This is a genomic window from Phaeovulum veldkampii DSM 11550, from assembly GCF_003034995.1.
GTDB lineage: Bacteria > Pseudomonadota > Alphaproteobacteria > Rhodobacterales > Rhodobacteraceae > Phaeovulum > Phaeovulum veldkampii.
The window spans coordinates 37,249-57,100 of sequence record NZ_PZKF01000013.1 but is presented as its reverse complement, the minus strand read 5'-3'; the positions used below and the strand labels follow the sequence as shown (position 1 = coordinate 57,100).

Below are 19,852 nucleotides of genomic sequence, written 5' to 3'. Positions count from 1 at the left end.
TCAGCGTTGCCCCGCGGGCCTGATCGCGGGGGCGGCGGCCAGCACAGCGGGCGCCAGCCCCGCCCCGCCCGCCGCGATATGGGCCAGCAGATCGGCACGCATCGCGGGCGCCCAGTTGTCGTTCAGATGCGCTGCCACCGCTACCGCGGCATCGCCCGGCTGGGTGACAAAAAAGGCGGCAATCTGGTTGGCCATGCGGATCAGCTTGTCATCGGTCATGCAGCCTGCTCCGGGCCGATCCGGTCGGCGTGGGTGTGGATGTCATAGGCGTTGCCGCGGGTTCGGGCGATCACTGTGATCCCGGCGGCTTCGGCCTCGGCCACCGCCAGCGCGGTGGGCGCCGAAGCCGCGATCAGCACCCCCGCGCCGATCACCGCCGCCTTTTGCACCAGATCGACCGACAGGCGCGAGGTCAGCACCACCGCGCCTGTATCCGGCGCGATGCCGGCCCGCGCCAGCGCGCCTGCCAGCTTGTCCAGCGCGTTGTGGCGGCCCACATCCTCGCGCAGCGCGATCAGCCCGGCTGAGGGGAGCCAGAACCCCGCCGCATGGGCCGCACGCGTGGCGTCTTGCAGCGGTTGCGCCGCGGCCAGGGCAGCCATCGCGCGGCCGGGGCTGTCGGCGGTTAGCCGCGCCGCACGGGCGATGCGGGGCAGGGGGCGGAGTGCCTCGCTCAGGCTGTTGATGCCGCACAGGCCGCAGCCCAGCGGCCCGACCCCGGCCCGCCGCCGCTGTGCCAGCGCCGCGCCCGCGCCGGGGGCCAGCCAGGCGCGCGCCTCGATGCCGCGGCCCTGATCGACGATCTCGGTCGCGGTGATTTCGGCGCGGCCGCGCACTATCCCCTCGGTCAGGGCAAAACCCAGAACGAAATCCTCCAGATCGGCGGGGCTGGCCATCATCACCGCCTGTGTCGCGCCATCATAGACCAGCGCCACCGGCACCTCTTCGGCCAGCGCGCGGCTGCCGGGGGCGCCGCCCGCATCGCAAATGGCATGGGCCGACCACAGTGCGCGCATCGTCAGGGCATCACGCGCCGCGCCGCGCGGGCCTGTGCGGCATAGTCGGCCTGCCAGTCCGACGGCCCGTTCGACAGCGTCACCTGAACCGCTGTTACCTTGTATTCCGGGCAGTTGGTGGCCCAGTCAGAGGTGTCGGTGGTCACCACATTGGCCTGTGTTTCGGGGTGGTGGAAGGTCGTATACACCACCCCCGGCGCCAGCCGTTCGGTCAGCCGCGCGCGCAGGGTGGTTTCGCCGCTGCGGCTGGCCAGCCGCACAAGGGCGCCTTCGGTCACGCCGCGCACCTCGGCATCATGGGGATGAATCTCCAGCATATCCTCGGCATGCCAGACGCTGTTTGCGGTGCGCCGGGTCTGGGCGCCAACGTTATACTGGCTGAGCACGCGGCCGGTGGTCAGCAGCAGCGGAAAGCGCGCGCCGGTGCGTTCTTCGGTGGCAATATAATCGGTGCGGATGAACCGCCCCTTGCCGCGCACAAAGCCCTGCGCGTGCATGATCGGCGTGCCCTCGGGCGCGGCATCTGTGCAGGGCCACTGGACCGAACCAAGCCGGTCCAGCAGCGCATAGCTGACCCCGGCAAAGGCCGGTGTTGTGGCGGCGATTTCGGCCATGATCTGTTCGGGGTGGTCATAGGCCCAGCCCGCCCCCATCGCATTGGCCAGCCGCTGCGTCACCTGCCAGTCGGCCAGCCCGGCCTTGGGCGGCATCACCCGGCGCACCCGGTTGATGCGGCGTTCGGCGTTGGTGAAGGTGCCGTCCTTCTCCAGAAAGCTGGCGCCGGGCAAGAACACATGAGCATAGCTGGCGGTTTCGGTCAGGAACAGATCCTGCACGATCACACAATCCATCGCGGCAAGGCCCGCAGCGACATGGCGGGTGTCGGGGTCCGATCGCAGAATATCCTCGCCCTGGATGTAAAGCGCCCGAAACCGCCCTGCGAGCGCGGCATCCAGCATGTTGGGGATGCGCAGCCCCGGCTCGGGTGACAGCGCCACACCCCAGATCGCCTCGAACAGGCCGCGGGCGGCCTCATCGCCCACCGGGCGATAGCCGGGCAATTCGTGCGGAAAGCTGCCCATGTCGCACGATCCCTGCACATTGTTCTGGCCGCGCAGCGGGTTCACGCCCACGCCGGGGCGGCCGATGTTGCCGGTCAGCATCGCCAGATTGGCAATTGCCATCACCGTGGTGGAGCCTTGCGAATGTTCGGTGACCCCCAGCCCGTAATAGATCGCCCCATTGCCACCGGTGGCATAGGCCCGCGCCGCCTGCCGGATCAGCCCGGCGGGCACGCCGGTCAGCCCTTCGATCGCCTCGGGGGCATGGCCGGGCCGGGCGGCAAAGTCGATGTAATCGGCAAAGCTGTCGGTATCGCAGCGCTCTGCGATAAACGCGGTATCGGCCAGCCCCTCGGTCACGATCACATGCGCAAGTGCCGTCAGCACCGCCACATTGGTGCCCGGCCGCAGCGCCAGATGCAGCGCACCGCTGACATGGGGGCTGTCGAGCAGGTCGATCCGGCGCGGGTCGATCACGATCAGCCGCGCCCCCGCCCGCAGCCTGCGCCGCAGCCGCGAGGCAAAGACGGGATGCCCGTCGGTCGGGTTGGCACCGATCACCAGCGCCACATCGGTCTGTTCGACGCTGTCGAAATCCTGTGTGCCGGCCGAGGTGCCAAAGGTCTGCTTCAGCCCGTAGCCGGTGGGCGAATGGCAAACCCGCGCGCATGTATCCACGTTGTTGGTGCCAAACACTGCGCGGATCATCTTTTGCACCAGAAAGGTTTCTTCGTTGGTGCAGCGTGACGAGGTCAGACCGCCGATCGCATCGGGTCCGTGTTCGTCGCGGATCGCGGCCAGCCGCGCCGCGGCAAAGCCGATGGCCTCGTCCCATGAGACGGGGCGCCAAGGGTCGGTGATCGCTTTGCGGATCATCGGCGTCGTGATCCGGTCGGGGTGGGTGGCATAGCCAAAGGCAAAGCGGCCCTTCACGCAGGAATGGCCGCGGTTGGCGCGGCCGTCTCGGGCGGGCACCATCCGCACCAGATCGGGGCCGCGCAGATGCGCCTCAAGGCTGCATCCGACGCCGCAATACGCGCAGGTTGTGGCAATGATGCGGTCGGGGGTGCCCAGATCTAGCACGGTCTTTTCGATCAGGGTGGCGGTCGGGCAAGCCTGCACGCAGGCGCCGCAACTGACGCAGTCAGAGTGTAGAAAATCCGCTCCGCCCGTTGCGACCCGGCTGTCAAAGCCGCGGCCCAGCGTGGTCAGCGCAAAGCTGCCCTGCACCTCTTCGCAGGCGCGCACGCAGCGCAGGCAGACAATGCATTTGGCAGGGTCATAGGTGAAATAGGGGGTGCTGTCGTCCTTGGCTTGCCACAGCGGGCTGCCAGGCAAAAAATGGTTGGCGCCGGGGGTGAACCTGACATCGCGCAGGCCCACGGCGCCCGCCATGTCCTGCAATTCGCAATCGCCGTTGGCGGCGCAGGTCAGGCACTCCAGCGGGTGGTCCGAGATCGTCAGCTCCATCACCCCGCGGCGCAGCGCGCGGATCGTTTCGGTCTGGGTTCGCACCACCATACCGGGGGTGACGGGCGTGGTGCACGAGGCGGGCGTGCCCCGCATCCCCTCGATTTCCACCAGACACAGCCGACAGGCGCCGACCGCCTCCAACATGTCGGTGGCGCAGAGTTTGGGGATCGCGATCCCCGCCTCGGCCGCGGCGCGCAAGACCGAGGTGCCTGCGGGCACAGTCACGGGCAGGCCGTCGATGGTCAGGCTGACCGGGGCGCCGGTGGCTGCGGGGGTGCCCTTGTCGGTCGGCAGGATGAAATCCCTCACGCTGCGGCCTCCGTGTTCAGGCCGAAATCGGCCGGGAAATGGGTCAGCGCCGACAAGACCGGATAGGGCGCAAAGCCCCCCAGCGCACAGAGCGAGCCAAGCCGCATCGTCTGGCACAGATCGCGCAGCAGTGGCAGCGCGGCAGCCTCGCCTGCGGCTATCCGGTCCAGCGTTTCTACCGCGCGGACGGCGCCGATTCGGCAGGGGGTGCATTTGCCGCAGGATTCGACGGCGCAAAATTCCATCGCAAAGCGGGCATAGGCGGCCATGTCGGCGGTGTCATCCAGCACGACAAAGCCGGCATGGCCCACCAGCCCCTCTTTCGCGCCGAATTCCTCGTAGCACAGCGGCGTGTCAAACAGCGCGGGCGGGAACCACGCGCCCAGCGGGCCGCCCACCTGCACCGCCTTGACCGGGCGCCCGCTGGCAGTTCCGCCGCCGATCTCGGTTACGATCTCGCCCAGCGTGATGCCAAAGGCGGTTTCGAACAGCCCGCCGTGGCGCACGTTGCCGGCTATTTGCAACGGCATCGTGCCGCGCGACCGGCCGATGCCGAAATCGCGGTAAAAAGCCGCCCCGCGTGACAGGATGATCGGGATGGTGGCAAGGCTGAGCACGTTGTTCACCACCGTCGGGCAGCCGAACAGGCCCTGCAACGCGGGCAGCGGGGGCTTGGCGCGCACGGTGCCGCGCCGCCCCTCGATCGCATTCAGCAGCGCGGTTTCCTCGCCGCAGACATAGGCCCCGGCGCCCACGCGAATCTCGATGTCAAACGCTTGGCCGGTGTCCAGAACCGACCGCCCCAGAACCCCCGCATCGCGGGCGATGGCCACCGCAGCGGTCATGGTGGTGATGGCGTCGGGGTATTCCGACCGGATGAAGCAATAGCCCTGCGCAGCGCCGGTGGCGAGGGCCGCAATCGTCATCCCCTCGATCAGGCAGAACGGGTCGCCCTCCATCAGCATCCGGTCGGCAAAGGTGCCGCTGTCGCCCTCGTCGGCGTTGCAGACGATGTATTTTCGCGGCCCTGGCGCGCGCGCGACGGTGGCCCATTTCACTCCGGTCGGAAAGCCCGCCCCGCCGCGCCCGCGCAGGCCGCTATCGGTGACTTCGGTCACGATATCGGGCGGGCTCAGCCCCAGCGCGCGACGCAGCCCTGCAAGCCCGCCCTGTGTCTCATACTCGGCCAGGTCAAGCGGGTCGATCAGCCCGACACGGGCAAAGGTCAGCCGGGTCTGACGTTTGAAAAAGGGGATCTCCTCGGTCAGGCCCAGTGCCTTGGGGTGGGTTTCAGGGCTGTCGAACAACGCCGGCACATCCTCGGGTGTCAGCGGGCCAAAGGCCGTGCGCCCGGCGCTGGTATAGATCTCTGCCAGCGGTTCCAGCCAGATCATGCCACGGCTGCCTGTGCGGACCAGATCAAGCCGCACCCCGCGACGGGCGGCCTCGGAGATCAGGGCTGTCGCAACGGCATCGGCGCCAAGGGCGCGGGCCGCGGCATCGCGGGGCAGCCAGACCTTCATGGCAACAGGCCCGCCAGCAGCCTCTCCAGCCGCTCGGGGTCAAGTTTGGCGTGCAACTCGCCATTCACCATCGCTCCCGGCCCACAGGCACACAGGCCCAGGCAATAGGACGGCTCCAGCGTCACCGCGCCGTCGGGCGTGGTTTCATGCCAGTCCACCCCCAGCCGCGCCTTGGCGGCTTCGATCAGCGCCTGCCCGCCGCGGGCCTGGCAGGCTTCTGACCGGCACAGCTTCAGCACATGGCGCCCTGCGGGGGTGGCGCGAAAATCGGGGTAAAAGGTCACGAGGCCCCGCAATTCGGCCTGCGTCAGCCCCAGCGCGGGCGCGATCAGCGCCATCGCCGCCTCGGGGATGTGGCCAAAGGCGTGCTGAACCGCATGCAGGACCGGCAGCGCCGCCCCCTCGCCCCCCGCGTGATCGCGCAAGATCACCTCCACCTGCGTGGCCAGCGCCGTATCTGTCATGGATGCCCTCCCAAGCTGGGAAAAGGCTACGCCCGAAGTCGCGCCCTTGCAACGCCCGCGCCCGACCTTGCGCGGCGGCTTTGCGACCGGGCCGGGCGCGCCCTGCTGCGGATTTTTCCAGTCGCCGCTTGTTCCGGCGCAGGACGCAGCCTAGATCGAGGACATGGACATCAAACACCTCATTCCCTTTGTCAGCAAACCCGCAAGCGTGGCGCTGATCCGGCTGGAGGGCGCCATTGGCGCTGTTCGGCCCGGTTCTGCCGGCCTGTCGGATGCGGCGCTGGCGCCGCTGATCGAACGCGCGTTCAGGCCGGGCCGCCATGCGGCGGTGGCGCTGATCGTCAATTCGCCGGGCGGTTCGCCGGTGCAATCCTCGCTGATCGCGGCACGGGTGCGGCGGCTGGCCGAGGAACACGGCACCCCGGTGCATGCATTTGTCGAGGATGTGGCCGCCTCAGGCGGCTATTGGCTGGCCACCGCCGCCGATGACATCTGGGCCGATGTCACCTCGGTTGTCGGCTCGATCGGCGTGATTTCGGCAGGGTTCGGCTTTGCCGGGCTGATCGAACGCTATGGGATCGAGCGGCGGGTGCATACCGCGGGCACGTCAAAAAGCTTCATGGACCCGTTCCGCCCCGAAAAACCCGAGGATGTGGAGCGTCTGCACCGCCTGTTGGAGCCGATGCACGCGGCCTTCAAGGCCCATGTCCGCGCCCGGCGCGGCGCAAAGTTGGCCGGGGGGCGCGATCTGTTCACCGGCGATGTCTGGCTGGGGGCCGAGGCGACCGATCTGGGGCTGATCGACGGGCTGGCCCATCCGGTGCCCAAGCTCAAGGCGCTGTATGGTGACAAGGTGAAACTGGTGCCCTATGGCCTTCGCAAATCGTGGTTTCGCCGCCTTGGCGCCAGCGCCGCGGGTGCGCTGATCGAGGCTGCCGACGAGCGCGCGCTTTGGGCGCGTTACGGGCTGTGACATGTTGCTGAAGATTGTTTCGCTGTTTCTTGTGGTGATGGCTGTTCTGGCGATCTTCGGGAAATTGCGTCTGCCGCCGCTTGTTGGCATGACCCGGCGCGGGAAATGCCCTGACTGCGGGCGCCCGATGATTGGGCGCGGGCCATGCAGCTGTGGTGGCCCTGACAGGAGAAATCGATCTTGACATCGGATCTGCTTCACATCGTCGGCGGGCTGGCTCTGCTGGTCGTCGCCGGCGATTTTCTGGTGCGCGGCGCTGTCGGCTTGGCGCGGCGGCTGGGGATACCTGCGCTGATCGTGGGCCTGACGGTGGTGGCCTTCGGCACCTCGGCGCCCGAATTGATGGTGTCGGTTGCGGCCGCGCTGGAAGGGCAGGCAGGCATTGCGCTGGGCAATGTGGTGGGCTCGAACACGGCCAACATCCTGCTGGTGCTGGGCCTGCCGGCGCTGATCGCCACGATTCGCACTGACCAAGATGATCTGCGCAAAAGCTATCTGGTGATGCTGGCTACCGCGGTGCTGTTCATCGTGATTTCTTTTCTTGGACCGATCGGGTGGCCCCATGCGCTGGTGCTTCTGGCGGGGTTGGCGCTGATGCTGGGCGATCAGATCCGCGACGCGCTGGCCCATCGCGCGGCGCAAAGTGCCGCCGCGACCGGATCTGATGTGCCGGTGTTCGAGGACCAGATGCCCTGGGCCAAGATCCTGATCTTTCTGGCTCTGGGGCTGGTGGGGCTGCCGATCGGCGCCGATCTGCTGGTGGACGGTGCCAGCAATATCGCCCGCGCCTTTGGCGTCAGCGAAACGGTGATCGGGCTGACGCTGGTGGCGGTCGGAACCTCGCTGCCCGAGCTGTCTGCTTCGGTGATGGCGGCGATCAAGGGGCGGGCCGATGTGGCGATGGGCAATGTGCTCGGTTCCAACGTGTTCAACCTGCTGGGAATCATTGGTGTTGCGGGGCTGATCAGCCCCATGGCGGTGCCCGCGCAGATGCTGCGCTTTGACCTGTGGGTGATGCTGGGGATCACGCTGTTGTTGGGGCCGATCATCTTTCGGCGCTGGTCGATTGGGCGGGCGACCGGGCTGGCCTTTGTGGCGCTTTATGCCTTGTATGTTGGCGTTCTGATGGTGGGTTTTACATGATGCAGCGTGCGGCCCTTGTCACCGGTGGCGCGCGGCGGCTGGGCCGGGAGATGGCGCTGTATCTGGCGGGGCGCGGGCATGACGTGGCCATACACTATGCCAGTTCCGACGTGGAGGCCGAGGCCGTGGCCGCCGAGGCCCGCGCGCTGGGGGTGCAAGCGGTTACCGTGCAGGCCGATCTGCTGGACGAGGCGCAGACCGCAACGCTGGTGGCGCGCGCCGCCGCGGCGCTGGGCCATCCGCTGACGGTGCTGGTCAATAACGCCTCGATCTTTGAATACGACACGATCCACACCGCCACCCGCACCAGTTGGGATCGGCACATTGAATCGAACCTTCGGGCGCCATTCGTGCTGACGCAGGCCTTTGCCGCGCAGGCGCCCAAGGCCGCCCATCACGGGGGCGAACCGGTGGCGCGCGCGCTGGTGGTCAACCTGATCGACCAGCGGGTGCTGAAGCTGACCCCCGAATTCATGACCTATACGCTGGCCAAGATGGGGCTGTGGGCGCTGACGCGCACCGCGGCACAGGCGCTGGCGCCCGATATCCGGGTCAATGCCATCGGCCCCGGCCCGACGCTGCAAGGCGCGCGCCAAAGCGCAGAGCATTTCGCCCGCCAGCGCGCAGCCACGGTGCTGCAACGTGGTGCCGACCCCGAGGGGATTTGCGCGGCGCTGGGCTATTTTCTGGATGCGCCTGCAGTGACCGGGCAGATGCTGTGTGTCGATGGCGGCCAGCATCTGGGCTGGCAGACGCCCGATGTTCTGGGGCCGGAATAGCGCCGAAACCGAAGTTGACGCAGCGCCGCGGGGTTGACTTGTCCACCCGGCGCAGAGCTGTTACCGAATCGTTATGAATCTGCCAATAGATTCAGGGCCTTGCTCAAAGTAACTTTTATTCCCTTTTCATTTCAGTATCTTGTGGGACTGCCTTTTTTTTGGGCAAGCCGCTGAACACCCCTCGAATCCACGGAAATTCGGCTCTCCTGCAAACTTTCCAACAGAGTTATCCACAAAAACCGTGGACAGCTTTTCTCTTGCCTTTGTGCGCTCCACAGTGCAGCCGGAAAGACGGAATCGAAGTATCGCCATGCATGAAAATCCTGACCCCGAAACGCCCGCCACAGCCGCTGCGCTGACCGGCCATGCGCTGATCCAGAACTATGTGAAAACGCTTGACGGTTCGCCCGGCGTTTACCGGATGCTGGATGCCGAGGCGCGGGTGCTTTACGTCGGCAAGGCGCGTAACCTGCGCGCTCGGGTGTCGAACTATGCCCGCCCCTCGGGGCATTCGGGGCGCATTGCGCGGATGATCCGCGAAACCGCCAGCATGATGTTTCTGACCACGCGCACCGAAACCGAGGCGCTGCTGCTGGAACAGAACCTGATCAAGCAGTTGAAGCCGCGCTACAACGTGCTGTTGCGCGACGACAAATCGTTTCCCAACATTCTGGTCGCCAAGGGGCACGCTTTCCCCCAGATCAAGAAGCATCGCGGGGCAAAAACCGAAACAGGCGACTATTACGGCCCCTTTGCCAGCGCGGGCGCGGTGAACCGCACGCTGAACCAGTTGCAGCGGGTTTTTCTGCTGCGCACCTGTTCGGATTCGGTCTTTGAAAGCCGCACCCGGCCCTGCCTGCTGTTTCAGATCAAGCGGTGCGCGGGCCCCTGTGTGGGCAAGGTCACGGTCGCCGACTATGCCGCGCTGGTCAGCGATGCCGAGCGGTTCCTGCAAGGCAAATCGACCCGCGTGCAAGAGGATCTGGCGGCCGAGATGGCCGCGGCCAGCGCCGCGATGGAATTTGAACGCGCCGCTGCGCTGCGCGACCGTATCCGCGCGTTGACGCAGGTGCAAAGCGCGCAGGGCATCAACCCCCGCGGCGTGGCCGAGGCCGATGTGGTGGCGCTGCACATGGAGGGTGGGGCGGCCTGTGTGCAGGTATTCTTTATCCGCGCGAACCAAAGCTGGGGCAACCGCGACTATTACCCCAAGACCGGCTCGGGCGCCGAAGAGGCCGAGGTGCTGGAGGCGTTTCTGGCCCAGTTCTACGATGACAAGACGCCGCCGCGGCTGATCCTGCTGTCGCATCCGATCGAGGATGAAGACCTGATGGTGCAGCTTTTGTCGGACCGCGCCGGGCGCAAGGTAGAGATCGCGGTGCCGCAGCGGGGCGAAAAGGCCGAACTGGTGGAAAATGCCGCCCGCAACGCCCGCGAAAGCCTTGCCCGCAAGATGAGCGAAAGCGTCGCGCAGGCGCGGTTGCTGGAGGGGCTGGCCGAAGCCTTCGGGCTGGAGGCCGCGCCGCGACGGATCGAAATTTACGACAATAGCCACATTCAGGGCACCAATGCCGTGGGCGGCATGGTGGTGGCCGGGCCCGAGGGCTTTGTCAAAAGCCAGTATCGCAAGTTCAACATCCGCGGCGATGAACTGACACCCGGCGACGATTTCGGGATGATGAAAGAGGTGCTGACGCGCCGCTTTGCCCGCCTGCTGAAAGAAGACCCCGACCGCGAAACCGGCGCCTGGCCTGACCTGTTGCTGATCGACGGCGGCGCGGGGCAGGTGTCTGCGGTGGCGCAGATCATGGACGAGATGGGCGTCGAGGATATCCCGATGATCGGCGTGGCCAAGGGGGTGGACCGTGACGCCGGCAAGGAGGAATTTTACCGCCCCGGCGCGCCACCCTTTGCGCTGCGGATGAACGACCCGGTTCTGTATTTCATCCAGCGCCTGCGCGACGAGGCGCACCGCTGGGCAATCGGCGCGCATCGGGCGCGCCGCACCAAGGCGATCAGCGCCACGCCGCTGGACGAAATCCCCGGCGTGGGGGCCACGCGCAAACGCGCGCTGCTGGCGCATTTCGGATCGGCCAAGGCGGTGGCGCGGGCCGGGCTGACCGATCTTCAGGCCGTGCCCGGCATTTCGGAGGCGATGGCGCAGACGATCTACGATTTCTTCAACGCGAAAGGCTGAGCCATGCCTCTGATCCGTCCGCCCCGCCCCGAGGACCGCCCCGCGTGGGAACGGCTTTATGCCGGCTATGCCGCCTTTTACCGGGTTGACCAGACGCCCGAGATGCGCGCCCGTGTCTGGGGCTGGGTCATCGACCCGGCGCATGAGGTCGAGGCGCGGCTGGCCGTGGCGCCCGACGGTGCGCTGCTGGGGCTTGCGCATTTCCGGCCCTTTGCGCGCCCCCTGTCGGCCAGCACCGGCGGGTTTCTGGATGACCTGTTCGTGGCGCCCGAGGCGCGGGGGCAGGGCGTGGCGCGTGCGCTGATCGAGGCCTTGCGCGCCGAGACCGCCGCCCGCGGCTGGAGCGTGCTGCGCTGGATCACCGCTGATGACAATGTGCCTGCCCGCGTGCTTTATGACAGCCTTGCGCAGGCCACGCGCTGGCTCACCTACGATGCCCGCCCCTGACCGCCGCCCGCCCGGCCCACATCGTCGCGCCGGGCTTCGCCCTCTTTCCCTTCGGCCCATCCCCCGCTAGGGTGCGCGCATGAAATGGACGCTGCCAAATATCCTGACCGTCCTGCGCCTGCTCGCCGCGCCCGGCGTTGCGGTGATGTTCTTGTATTTCCAACGACCCTGGGCCGACTGGTTTGCGCTGGCGCTGTTCATCGGGGCGGCCGTCACCGACTGGTTCGATGGCTATCTCGCCCGGCTTTGGAAACAGGAAAGCCGCTTTGGCGCCGCGATGGACCCGATCGCAGACAAGGCGATGGTTGTGATCGCGCTGGTGGTGATCACCGGCTATTCGGGCATGAACCCCTGGCTGATCCTGCCCGTCACCGTGATCCTGTTCCGCGAGGTGTTCGTGTCGGGCCTGCGTGAGTTTCTGGGGGCCGAGGCGGGCAAGCTGAAGGTCACCAAGCTGGCGAAATGGAAGACCACGGCGCAGATGGTGGCGATCTCGGTGCTGTTTCTGGGCACCGGGCTTGATTATCTGGAAACCGGCCGCGCGCCGCGCGCGGGCGAGGGCGATCTGCCCACCGGCCTGTCACCTGCCGATCTGGCCAACCATGCGGGCCTTGCCCTGATCTGGATCGCAGCGGCGCTGACGCTGGTGACGGGGTGGGACTATTTCCGCAAGTCGCTGCCCTATCTGAGGGGGGCGCCGCAGTGATCACGGTGCTGTATTTCGCCTGGGTCCGCGAACGCACCGGCGTTGCGACCGAGCAGGTGGACACGGCTGCCCCCACCGTCGCCGCGCTGGTGGATGAACTGATCGCGCGCGAGCCGCGCTATGCCGCAGCGTTCGCCGACCTGTCGGCGGTCCGCGTGGCGGTGGATCAGGTGCTTGCCGATTTCGACGCGCCTCTCGCGGGTGTGCGCGAGGTGGCGTTCTTTCCGCCAATGACCGGGGGCTAGGGTGCGCGTCACCGTGCAATCTGCCCCGTTCGACCCGGCCGCATTTCTGGCGGGCTTTGGTGCAGGCCGGGCCGATGTGGGCGCGGTGGTCAGTTTTACCGGCCTTGTGCGCGATGACAGCGGCCAGATGCAGGCGCTGGAGATCGAGCATTACCCCGGCATGACCGAAAGCGCAATTTCCGCCATCATCAGCCAGGCAATGGCCCGCTGGGCGCTGGCCGATGCCCGTGTGATCCACCGCTTTGGCCGACTCGCAGTGGGCGAGCCGATCATGGCGGTGGCCACCGCCGCCCGGCACCGGGCTGCGGCCTTTGCCGCGGCCGAGTTTCTGATGGATTACCTCAAATCCCGCGCGCCTTTCTGGAAAAAGGAAATCGGCCCCGCGGGCGCAGCCTGGGTCGTCGCCAAAGAGGGCGACGAGGCGGCGCTGGGCCGCTGGCGTTCAGAACCGTAGGTTGCTGCCGTTCCGCCGGTGCGGCGGGTGTGATCGGGGGCATCTGCCCGGCAAGGCGCAGGCCCGATGCCCAAGTCAGTCGCGGGCATTCATCCGCTCGATATAGGCGCGCAGTTCCTCGATCTCGTGGCGGGCATCGCGCAGCCCGTCCATCGCGGCGCGCAGTTCAGCCTCGGTCTGGCTGATCTGGCTGACCAGTTCGGTCTCACGGTTTTCCATGAAGCTCAGCGCCTCGTCGCGGGCTTCTTCGGCTTCGTGCAGAGCTTGCGCCATCTGCTCCAGTTCGCCCATGTCGGCGCGGGTCACCCGCGTCAGCCGGTGCAGCAGCCACGAGGCGAACCAGCCCAGACTGAAGGCCACAAACAGCACGACGGCGGTGACGAGGATGAATTGTTCTCGGTTCATGTCGGTGTCCTGCCGGTTCAGTTCTGGGGGGTGGGGCGCGGGGTAGGGCGGGGCGTATCGGGGCCGGGTTTTGCCACCTCGACCGTCCGCGCAGGGACCAGCACGGGCGGCGGAGCAGCCAGTTCCGGCGCCGGGGCCGGGTTGGCCGGGTCACGCGCAGGCAACGCCTCGGCGGGGGCCGTTTCGGTGGCGGCAGGGGCGTCTTGCGTGGCGTCGACGGGGCCGGTGGTCGGCGCCTCGGGGGGCGGGGCCGCTTCGGGCCGGGGCGTTTCTGCCGAAGGCCCTGCCGTGGCAGGGGTCTCGGGTGTGGTGGCGGGCCGGGCGGGCGGGCGCAGCAGATCGGGGGGGGCGGGCTGCTCGGGTGCCACGACGGATTCTTCGGCCTGCGCCGGCGGAACCGGCTCTGTGCTGTTCGGCGTGTCCGGCCCTGCCGAGGGGGGCGTCACAGGCGCCTCGGGTTCACCCAGCAACGCAAACTCGATCCGCCGGTTCGCCTCGCGGCCGGCCTCGGTGCCGTTGTCGTCGATCGGGGTGGTTTCGCCAAAGCCCTGTGCGGTCAGGTTGCCCGTCAGCACCCGGCGCGCCTCCAGCGCTGCGATCACCGCCTGCGCCCGGTCCTGTGACAGCACAAGGTTCATCTCTTCACGGCCCTGGCTGTCGGTATGGCCACCCACCTGCATTGGATAGTCGGTGCATTTTTTCATGATATCGGCCAATCCGTCGAGCGCGCCCGCTGCTTCGGCGGTAATCACCGCCGAGCCCGGCTCGAAGGTAATCTTGGCCACGGCCAGGGCTGCGTTCAGGTCGGCCACGCATTCGGGGCCGGTGGGCAGGCCCAGCACCGGATCAAGCCGCCTGTCATAGCGCACCGACAGATCCAGCCGTGCGCCTTCGCCCAGCCGGGCGGTCAGGATGCGGGCTACCGTGTCCGACCCCTGCGGGTCTCCGCTGACGCCCTCCAGCCGCACCAGATCAGGCTGCACCACGACCCGGCCCTGCGCCATCTGGTCCAGCGCCTCAAGCGCGGCCAGCACCCGCACCGGCCAGCCTGCGGGCAGCCCCGGATCAAGCCGGGTCGCCCCATAGACCGATTTGTCGCCAAAGCGGGCGCGGGCAAAGCTTTCGACCGCTTCGCGCTGGCGATCATCGCTCAGACGGCCGCGCAACTGAATCTGGCCATGCGGGGTCAGTGTGGCCGAAAACTCGGGCGGGCCCGACGCGGCGCTGACCGGCTTTGGCGTCAGCACGGCCTTTAGCGAAAACACCTCGGGCAGGTTCGATTCCAACTCGCCCACGACCCTGTCATACACATCCTGCGGCACGGTTTCGGCGGCGATCAGCGAAATGTCGGCATCCGAAAAGGTGATCGACCCGGCGCCCAACTGTTTCATCGCATCCAGCCCCATCACGACCGCGTCGGCCCATGCCGGGCTGGGCACGCCCATGCCCACGGTGCAATTGGGGGTGCCGGTGATGCCTGCCACGCGGGCGGCCGCCAGAATCCGGGTCCGCGCGCGGTTGGTGTCGGCGGAACAGGCGTCGAACCGCGCGCCGCGCGCGTCGATCAGAAAGCGCAGGGTGAAGGGCGTGATCACCGGGCGCGGCGCCGAGATGTCCAGCGCCAGATCCAGCCGCGCCGGTTTGCGCCGTTTCAGGTCGGCCTCGATCCGGGCCTTTTCGGCGGCGCTGTCGGTGATCGCCGTCACCGCCACCCGCGTGGCCGAGATTGATATCTTGGAGCGCGGCAGCGATTTCAGCACCGCCGTGCCAAAGGTCAGCGCGCTGTCCCAGCCTTCGGGCACCGGGTAATCGGCACTTTCCAGCATGTCGGTCACGGCAGCATCGCGGGCCAGCCGTTTGAGATCGCCCAGCAGCGCGTCGCGGTCGGTTTCCTTGGGCACCAGACCGATCAACGAAATGCCGTCGTCATTGCGCAGGATTTCCAGCGAAAATTCGGGCGGGGCGAGGGCCTCGGCGGTTTTCACCTCGGTCATGTCCACGATCCGGCTGGCCTCGACCAAGGTTCCCGCCACGGTCAGCGCGCGAAAGCGCCGCGCCTCGGTCGGGGCCTCGCCCGACAGAATCACTTGCACCCCGTCGGCATCCACCGTGACCCAGGATTGGCCTGCGGCCTCCAGCCCGATACGAACCGCCTTGCGCGAGGCTTGCTCGATCAGCGTGGCGGCGCCGCCTGCGATCACCGCAGACAGAACCAGCGCCAGCGCAAACGCGGTGCCGGTCACGATCTTGGGGCCAAGTTGCATCAGATGCCGCCTTCGGTGGTTTCGCCTGTCTCTGCTTAAGCGGCGCCCGCCGCCGGTTCAATCAGGCCAGCGCCGCGGCGGCAAGAAACAGCGCAGCCAGCAGCCCGGTATCACGGCTGGACCGGAACAGCCGCAGGCAGGTATCGGGATTGTCGATATCCAGATGCCGGATCTGCCACAGCATGTGCCAGCCGAAAATCCACGGCGCGGCCACCCCCAGAACCAGCTTCAGCGGATCGCCGGTGGGCAATATCGCCACCAGAACCGCGCCGGTCATCAACAAAACCGCGGTGATCAGAAACCGGGTCAGCCACAGCGGGGTCTGGTCGGCAAAAAGCCGCGCGGTTGATTTCACGCCGATCAGCGCGTCATCGTCCTTGTCTTGATGGGCATAGATCGTGTCGTAGAACAGCGTCCAGACGATGCCCGAGGCGTAAAGCAGCACCGGCGCAAGGCTAAGGTCGCCGCCATGCGCCGCCCAGGCCAGCAGCGCGCCCCAGTTGAAGGCAAGCCCCAGAAACGCCTGCGGCCACCAGGTGAACCGCTTGGCGAACGGGTAGATCGCCACCAACGCCAGCGACAGGATGCCCAGCCCGATGGCCGCCCAGTTGAAGGTGAACAGGATCACCGCGCCCGCCAGCGCCTGCGCCACCATGAAGGCCACCGCCTGTTTCACGCTGACCTGCCCCGACGGGATCGGGCGCGACCGGGTGCGCGCCACCGCGCCGTCAAAGTTGCGGTCGGTGATATCGTTCCAGGTGCAGCCAGCGCCGCGCATCAGAAACGCGCCGATGGTGCAGCCCGCCACGATCCACAGATCGAACAGCCGCGGCGCATCGGCGGCGGCGGCCAGCGCCACCCCCCAAAGGCAAGGGATCAGCAACAGCCAGGTGCCAATTGGCCGGTCAGCGCGGGCCAACCGCAGATAGGGCCGCCACGCGGCGGGGGCGTAACGGTCCACCCAGTTGTCGCGTGGCGCATCGGCCACAATTCCGGCTGCGGCGGGCTCTGGCGTTTTGGGGATCGGGGTCATAGATTGCCCTCCATGGCGACGGCACGGATCAGGCTTCATCTAGACCACCCGCTTGGGGCGGGGCAACCGCTTCCGCTGACGGCGGATCAGGCGCATTACCTGTTCGGGGTGATGCGGCTGGCGCCGGGCGATGCGCTGCTGGTGTTCAACGGGCGGCAGGGCGAGTGGCGCGCCACCGTCACCGCAGCGGGTAAGCGCGGCGGGGAACTGACGCCCGAGGTGCAGACCGCGCCACAGATGGACCCGCCCGACCTGTGGCTGATGTTCGCCCCGATCAAGAAGGCGCGCACCGATTTCATTGTCGAAAAGGCCGCGGAACTGGGCGCTGCGCGCATCCTGCCGGTGCAGACCGATTACACCAATGCCGAACGCATCCGGCAGGACCGGCTGCAAGCCCATGCGCTGGAGGCCGCCGAACAATGCGGCGGCACCTATGTGCCCGAGGTGGCCGACCTGATGCCGCTGGCGCGGCTGCTGGATGGCTGGGACGATGCGCGCCGCATCCTGTGGGCCGACGAATCGCGTCTGGGCCCGGCGCAGACACTGGCCGGGCTGCCGCCGGGGCCTTGGGCTGTTCTGATCGGCCCTGAGGGCGGCTTTTCCCCTGCCGAACGCGCGCGACTGGGGGCGGCGCCCTACGTCACCCCGGTCAGCCTGGGCCCGCGCATCCTGCGCGCCGATACTGCCGCCTGCGCCGCGCTGACGCTGTGGCAGACCGCCTTGGGCGACTGGAAATGAGCTTTTTCCGCCCCGAGGCGCTGGCATGGCTGTCGCGCTGGCGCGAGGTTGCGGGGGCTGTGGCGACCATCGGTGCGGGGGGGTGGCTTTTGACTCGCGGCGGCTGGCTGATGGAGGGGCTGGGCGCGGTGGCGGCGCTTGCGGGGCTGGGCTGGGCAGTGGTCGCGCTGCGCCGGATGCGCTTTGCCCGCCTGGGCAGCGGCGGGCCGGGCGTGGTGGAGGTGGTCGAAGGTCAGATCGCCTATTTTGGCCCCGGTGCGGGCGGGTTTGTCGCGCTGCGCGAACTGGTCGAGATCCGGGTGATCACGATCAACGGCGCGGCGCACTGGCGGCTGAAGCAGGCCGACGGCCAGGCGCTGCTGATCCCGGTGGGCGCCGCAGGGGCCGACCGGCTGTTTGACGCCTTCACCAGCCTGCCCGGCATCGACATGGCGCAGGTTTCCTCAGCGGCATTGCGCGGCCCCGCACAGGGAACGGTGCGCGCGCTGTGGCAAAGACCGGGTCACGCGGCCTTGACTTGAGCGGCGCCGCGCGCCACCTGTGGCGCTCAGGAAACTGCGACCGGAGGCCGCCCCATGTCCATTCCTCAAGCGGGCGGCGGCCCGATCGAGCGGTTTTCGCAACTGGCCGAGTATATGGCCGCGGGCGAAAAGCCGAAACACCAGTGGCGCATCGGCACCGAACACGAGAAATTCGGCTATCTGTCCGGCTCGCTTGCGCCGTTGCCCTATGACGGGCCGGCCAGCGTGCGGGCCGTGCTGGAGGGGTTGCGCGACCGCTTTGGCTGGACCGAGGTTCTGGAGCAGGGCCATATCATCGGGCTGACCCGCGATGGCGCCAATGTCAGCCTTGAACCGGGCGGGCAACTGGAACTGTCGGGCGCGCCGATGGAAACCCTGCATCAGGTGGCCGCCGAAACCGCCGCGCATCTGGTCGAGGTGCGAGCGGTGGCCGAGCCGATAGGCGTGGCCTTTGCGGGCCTTGGCGCCGCCCCCGTCTGGCGGCACGGCGATATGCCGGTGATGCCCAAGGGCCGCTATCGGCTGATGACCGATTACATGGGCCGCGTGGGCACCCACGGCACGCAGATGATGTATCGCACCTGCACGGTGCAGGTGAACCTCGATTACGCGTCCGAGGCCGACATGGTGGAAAAGCTGCGCGTGTCGCTGGCCTTGCAGCCGGTGGCAACGGCGCTGTTTGCCAGCTCGCCCTTTTTCGAGGGCAAGCCCAATGGCCACAAAAGCTGGCGCAGCCGCATCTGGCGCGATCTGGATGCCAGCCGCACCGGGATGCTGCCCTTTGCCTTTGATGAGGGCATGGGCTATCAGGCCTATGTGGACTGGGTGCTCGATGTGCCGATGTATTTCGTCTACCGCGACGGCCAATATATCAACGCGCTGGGCCAGTCTTTCCGGGATTTTCTGGATGGCAGGCTGCCCGCGCTGCCCGGCGAACAGCCCACCCTGTCGGACTGGGCCGATCACATGACGACCGTGTTCCCCGAGGCGCGGGTGAAGAAATACCTTGAAATGCGGGGCGCGGATGCGGGCGATCAGGCGCATCTGGATGCACTGCCAGCCTTTTGGGTCGGGCTGCTGTATGATCAGTCTGCGCTGGATGCCGCCTGGGATCTGGTCAGGCGCTGGGACCATGCCACCCGCGAGGGGCTGCGGGTTGCGGCCTCGGTTTCGGGGTTGCAGGGGCAGGCGGGCGGAGTGGCCCTGCTGCCGCTGGCGCGCGAAGTGCTGGAGATTGCCCATGCCGGGCTGAAGGCACGGGGCCTGGGCGAGGAGCGCTATCTGGACGTGCTGCACGCCAGCGCGGCGGCGGGCAAGGTGCAGGCCGACCGGCTGCTTGACCTTTATGCGGGTGACTGGGGCGGCGACATCAGCCGCGTTTATCAAGCCACCCGCTACTGAGGGGCGGCGCGGCGGGGGGCCGTCTGCCCCCCGGCCGCCTTTTCAAGGCGGCTCCCCCCGAGGATATTTCAGCCAAGTTGAAAAGCGTCAGGATTTCTTGCCGATCTTTGGTTCGGTTCCCGCAAGGATGCGGCCGATGTTGGCCTTGTGGCGCAGGAACACCAGCGCGGCGAGCGCCGCGGCCAGCAGGGCCGCATCGCCATGGCCCAGCGCCCAGGCCAGCGGCACCGCGGCCGAGGCGGCGACCAGCGCCGAAAGCGACGAGATGCGGGTGAGCGCGGCGGTCACAAGCCATGTGGCACAGGCCGCAGCCCCCAGCGGCCAGGCCAGCGCCAGCAGCGTGCCGAGGAAGGTGGCCACGCCCTTGCCCCCCCGGAACCCGAGCCAGACCGGGAACAGGTGACCCAGAAAGGCGGTGGCGCCCGCCAGTTGCGCGGCGTCTTCGGCAAACAGCGCCCGCGCGATCAGCACGGCGACTGCGCCCTTGGCGCCGTCGAGGATCAGTGTGGCCGCCGCCGCCGCCTTGTTGCCGGTGCGCAGCACGTTGGTCGCGCCGATGTTGCCCGAGCCGATCTGGCGCAGGTCGCCAAGCCCCAGTGCCTTGGTGATGACCACGCCGAAAGGGATCGACCCCAGCAGGTAGCCAAGCACCGCCACTGCCGCCAGAACGGCCAAACTGCTTTCGATCACAGGCATCGCA

20 protein-coding genes are annotated in these 19,852 nt (G+C 67.7%); 11 read left to right on the top strand and 9 right to left on the bottom strand.

Annotated features, from left to right (window positions below):
* Genes C5F46_RS07345 through C5F46_RS07325 form a run of 5 tightly spaced genes read right to left on the bottom strand, consistent with a single transcriptional unit; the run spans position 1 to position 5,846 of the window.
* Positions 1-219 carry a formate dehydrogenase subunit delta gene (locus C5F46_RS07345; protein ID WP_107324710.1) on the bottom strand — a complete coding sequence of 73 codons (219 nt, stop codon included), beginning with the start codon at positions 217-219 and terminating at the stop codon, positions 1-3.
* Positions 216-1,016, bottom strand: a complete 801-nt coding sequence (fdhD, locus tag C5F46_RS07340; RefSeq protein WP_107324709.1) for a formate dehydrogenase accessory sulfurtransferase FdhD — start codon at positions 1,014-1,016, stop codon at positions 216-218. Before fdhD ends, C5F46_RS07345 begins: the two co-directional genes overlap by 4 nt.
* A 2-nt stretch (positions 1,017-1,018) precedes the next feature.
* Positions 1,019-3,859, bottom strand: coding sequence for a formate dehydrogenase subunit alpha (gene fdhF, locus C5F46_RS07335; RefSeq protein WP_107324708.1), 2,841 nt, complete (start codon positions 3,857-3,859; stop codon positions 1,019-1,021).
* Positions 3,856-5,382 carry a formate dehydrogenase beta subunit gene (locus tag C5F46_RS07330; RefSeq protein ID WP_107324707.1) on the bottom strand — a complete coding sequence of 509 codons (1,527 nt, stop codon included), beginning with the start codon at positions 5,380-5,382 and terminating at the stop codon, positions 3,856-3,858. Before C5F46_RS07330 ends, fdhF begins: the two co-directional genes overlap by 4 nt.
* Positions 5,379-5,846 carry a formate dehydrogenase subunit gamma gene (locus tag C5F46_RS07325; RefSeq protein WP_107324706.1) on the bottom strand — a complete coding sequence of 156 codons (468 nt, stop codon included), beginning with the start codon at positions 5,844-5,846 and terminating at the stop codon, positions 5,379-5,381. The genes C5F46_RS07330 and C5F46_RS07325 overlap by 4 nt, the downstream gene beginning before the upstream one ends.
* Positions 5,847-6,015: 169 nt before the next feature.
* Here C5F46_RS07325 and C5F46_RS07320 point away from each other — a divergent pair, with 169 nt between their 5' ends.
* The 8 genes from C5F46_RS07320 to C5F46_RS07280 all read left to right on the top strand — a co-directional run bounded on the left by C5F46_RS07320 (position 6,016) and on the right by C5F46_RS07280 (position 12,790).
* Positions 6,016-6,819, top strand: a complete 804-nt coding sequence (locus tag C5F46_RS07320) for a S49 family peptidase (protein ID WP_168796778.1) — start codon at positions 6,016-6,018, stop codon at positions 6,817-6,819.
* A 180-nt stretch (positions 6,820-6,999) separates the two neighbouring features.
* The gene (locus C5F46_RS07310) at positions 7,000-7,962 is read left to right on the top strand and encodes a calcium/sodium antiporter (RefSeq protein ID WP_107324703.1); all 963 of its coding nucleotides are present in this window, start codon (positions 7,000-7,002) and stop codon (positions 7,960-7,962) included.
* Positions 7,959-8,741, top strand: a complete 783-nt coding sequence (locus C5F46_RS07305) for an SDR family oxidoreductase (protein WP_168796773.1) — start codon at positions 7,959-7,961, stop codon at positions 8,739-8,741. Before C5F46_RS07310 ends, C5F46_RS07305 begins: the two co-directional genes overlap by 4 nt.
* 310 nt (positions 8,742-9,051) lie before the next feature.
* The gene (gene uvrC / locus C5F46_RS07300; RefSeq protein WP_107324702.1) at positions 9,052-10,938 is read left to right on the top strand and encodes an excinuclease ABC subunit UvrC; all 1,887 of its coding nucleotides are present in this window, start codon (positions 9,052-9,054) and stop codon (positions 10,936-10,938) included.
* A gap of 3 nt (positions 10,939-10,941) precedes the next feature.
* A complete protein-coding gene (locus C5F46_RS07295) occupies positions 10,942-11,385 on the top strand; it encodes a GNAT family N-acetyltransferase (RefSeq protein WP_107324701.1) in 444 nt (147 codons plus the stop codon).
* A gap of 79 nt (positions 11,386-11,464) precedes the next feature.
* Entirely contained in the window at positions 11,465-12,091 is a 627-nt protein-coding gene (pgsA, locus tag C5F46_RS07290; protein ID WP_107324700.1) for a CDP-diacylglycerol--glycerol-3-phosphate 3-phosphatidyltransferase, read from the top strand.
* Positions 12,091-12,336 (top strand): molybdopterin converting factor subunit 1, encoded by a 246-nt coding sequence (moaD, locus tag C5F46_RS07285; protein ID WP_107324755.1) that lies wholly within the window; start codon positions 12,091-12,093, stop codon positions 12,334-12,336. Before pgsA ends, moaD begins: the two co-directional genes overlap by 1 nt.
* A gap of 1 nt (position 12,337) precedes the next feature.
* Entirely contained in the window at positions 12,338-12,790 is a 453-nt protein-coding gene (locus C5F46_RS07280) for a molybdenum cofactor biosynthesis protein MoaE (protein ID WP_107324699.1), read from the top strand.
* A 75-nt stretch (positions 12,791-12,865) separates the two neighbouring features.
* Here C5F46_RS07280 and C5F46_RS07275 read toward each other — a convergent pair whose 3' ends face one another.
* The 3 genes from C5F46_RS07275 to ubiA all read right to left on the bottom strand — a co-directional run bounded on the left by C5F46_RS07275 (position 12,866) and on the right by ubiA (position 16,492).
* Entirely contained in the window at positions 12,866-13,195 is a 330-nt protein-coding gene (locus C5F46_RS07275) for a hypothetical protein (RefSeq protein WP_107324698.1), read from the bottom strand.
* A gap of 17 nt (positions 13,196-13,212) precedes the next feature.
* Positions 13,213-15,459: an OmpA family protein gene (locus tag C5F46_RS07270; protein WP_107324697.1), complete on the bottom strand. Its 2,247-nt coding sequence runs from the start codon at positions 15,457-15,459 to the stop codon at positions 13,213-13,215.
* A 61-nt stretch (positions 15,460-15,520) separates the two neighbouring features.
* A complete protein-coding gene (gene ubiA / locus C5F46_RS07265; RefSeq protein WP_107324696.1) occupies positions 15,521-16,492 on the bottom strand; it encodes a 4-hydroxybenzoate octaprenyltransferase in 972 nt (323 codons plus the stop codon).
* Positions 16,493-16,504: 12 nt separating this feature from the next.
* Here ubiA and C5F46_RS07260 point away from each other — a divergent pair, with 12 nt between their 5' ends.
* From C5F46_RS07260 to C5F46_RS07250, 3 genes are read left to right on the top strand one after another with little or no spacing between them, the layout of a single operon-like run.
* A complete protein-coding gene (locus C5F46_RS07260) occupies positions 16,505-17,230 on the top strand; it encodes a 16S rRNA (uracil(1498)-N(3))-methyltransferase (RefSeq protein ID WP_107324695.1) in 726 nt (241 codons plus the stop codon).
* Entirely contained in the window at positions 17,227-17,751 is a 525-nt protein-coding gene (locus C5F46_RS07255; RefSeq protein WP_235820112.1) for a hypothetical protein, read from the top strand. Before C5F46_RS07260 ends, C5F46_RS07255 begins: the two co-directional genes overlap by 4 nt.
* A gap of 54 nt (positions 17,752-17,805) precedes the next feature.
* Positions 17,806-19,152, top strand: a complete 1,347-nt coding sequence (locus tag C5F46_RS07250) for a glutamate--cysteine ligase (RefSeq protein WP_107324694.1) — start codon at positions 17,806-17,808, stop codon at positions 19,150-19,152.
* An 87-nt stretch (positions 19,153-19,239) separates the two neighbouring features.
* Here C5F46_RS07250 and plsY read toward each other — a convergent pair whose 3' ends face one another.
* On the bottom strand, positions 19,240-19,848 hold the full coding sequence (gene plsY / locus C5F46_RS07245) for a glycerol-3-phosphate 1-O-acyltransferase PlsY (RefSeq protein WP_107324693.1): 609 nt from the start codon (positions 19,846-19,848) through the stop codon (positions 19,240-19,242).
* Between the last annotated feature and the right edge of the window lie 4 nt (positions 19,849-19,852).

Coding starts and splice junctions, on each gene's coding strand:
- C5F46_RS07345 (WP_107324710.1), bottom strand. CDS start 219: ATGACCGATGACAAGCTGATCCGCATGGCCAACCAGATTGCCGCCTTT.
- fdhD (WP_107324709.1), bottom strand. CDS start 1,016: ATGCGCGCACTGTGGTCGGCCCATGCCATTTGCGATGCGGGCGGCGCC.
- C5F46_RS07330 (WP_107324707.1), bottom strand. CDS start 5,382: ATGAAGGTCTGGCTGCCCCGCGATGCCGCGGCCCGCGCCCTTGGCGCC.
- C5F46_RS07325 (WP_107324706.1), bottom strand. CDS start 5,846: ATGACAGATACGGCGCTGGCCACGCAGGTGGAGGTGATCTTGCGCGAT.
- C5F46_RS07305 (WP_168796773.1), top strand. CDS start 7,959: ATGATGCAGCGTGCGGCCCTTGTCACCGGTGGCGCGCGGCGGCTGGGC.
- uvrC (WP_107324702.1), top strand. CDS start 9,052: ATGCATGAAAATCCTGACCCCGAAACGCCCGCCACAGCCGCTGCGCTG.
- C5F46_RS07295 (WP_107324701.1), top strand. CDS start 10,942: ATGCCTCTGATCCGTCCGCCCCGCCCCGAGGACCGCCCCGCGTGGGAA.
- pgsA (WP_107324700.1), top strand. CDS start 11,465: ATGAAATGGACGCTGCCAAATATCCTGACCGTCCTGCGCCTGCTCGCC.
- C5F46_RS07275 (WP_107324698.1), bottom strand. CDS start 13,195: ATGAACCGAGAACAATTCATCCTCGTCACCGCCGTCGTGCTGTTTGTG.
- C5F46_RS07270 (WP_107324697.1), bottom strand. CDS start 15,459: ATGCAACTTGGCCCCAAGATCGTGACCGGCACCGCGTTTGCGCTGGCG.
- ubiA (WP_107324696.1), bottom strand. CDS start 16,492: ATGACCCCGATCCCCAAAACGCCAGAGCCCGCCGCAGCCGGAATTGTG.
- C5F46_RS07260 (WP_107324695.1), top strand. CDS start 16,505: ATGGCGACGGCACGGATCAGGCTTCATCTAGACCACCCGCTTGGGGCG.
- C5F46_RS07255 (WP_235820112.1), top strand. CDS start 17,227: ATGAGCTTTTTCCGCCCCGAGGCGCTGGCATGGCTGTCGCGCTGGCGC.
- C5F46_RS07250 (WP_107324694.1), top strand. CDS start 17,806: ATGTCCATTCCTCAAGCGGGCGGCGGCCCGATCGAGCGGTTTTCGCAA.
- plsY (WP_107324693.1), bottom strand. CDS start 19,848: ATGCCTGTGATCGAAAGCAGTTTGGCCGTTCTGGCGGCAGTGGCGGTG.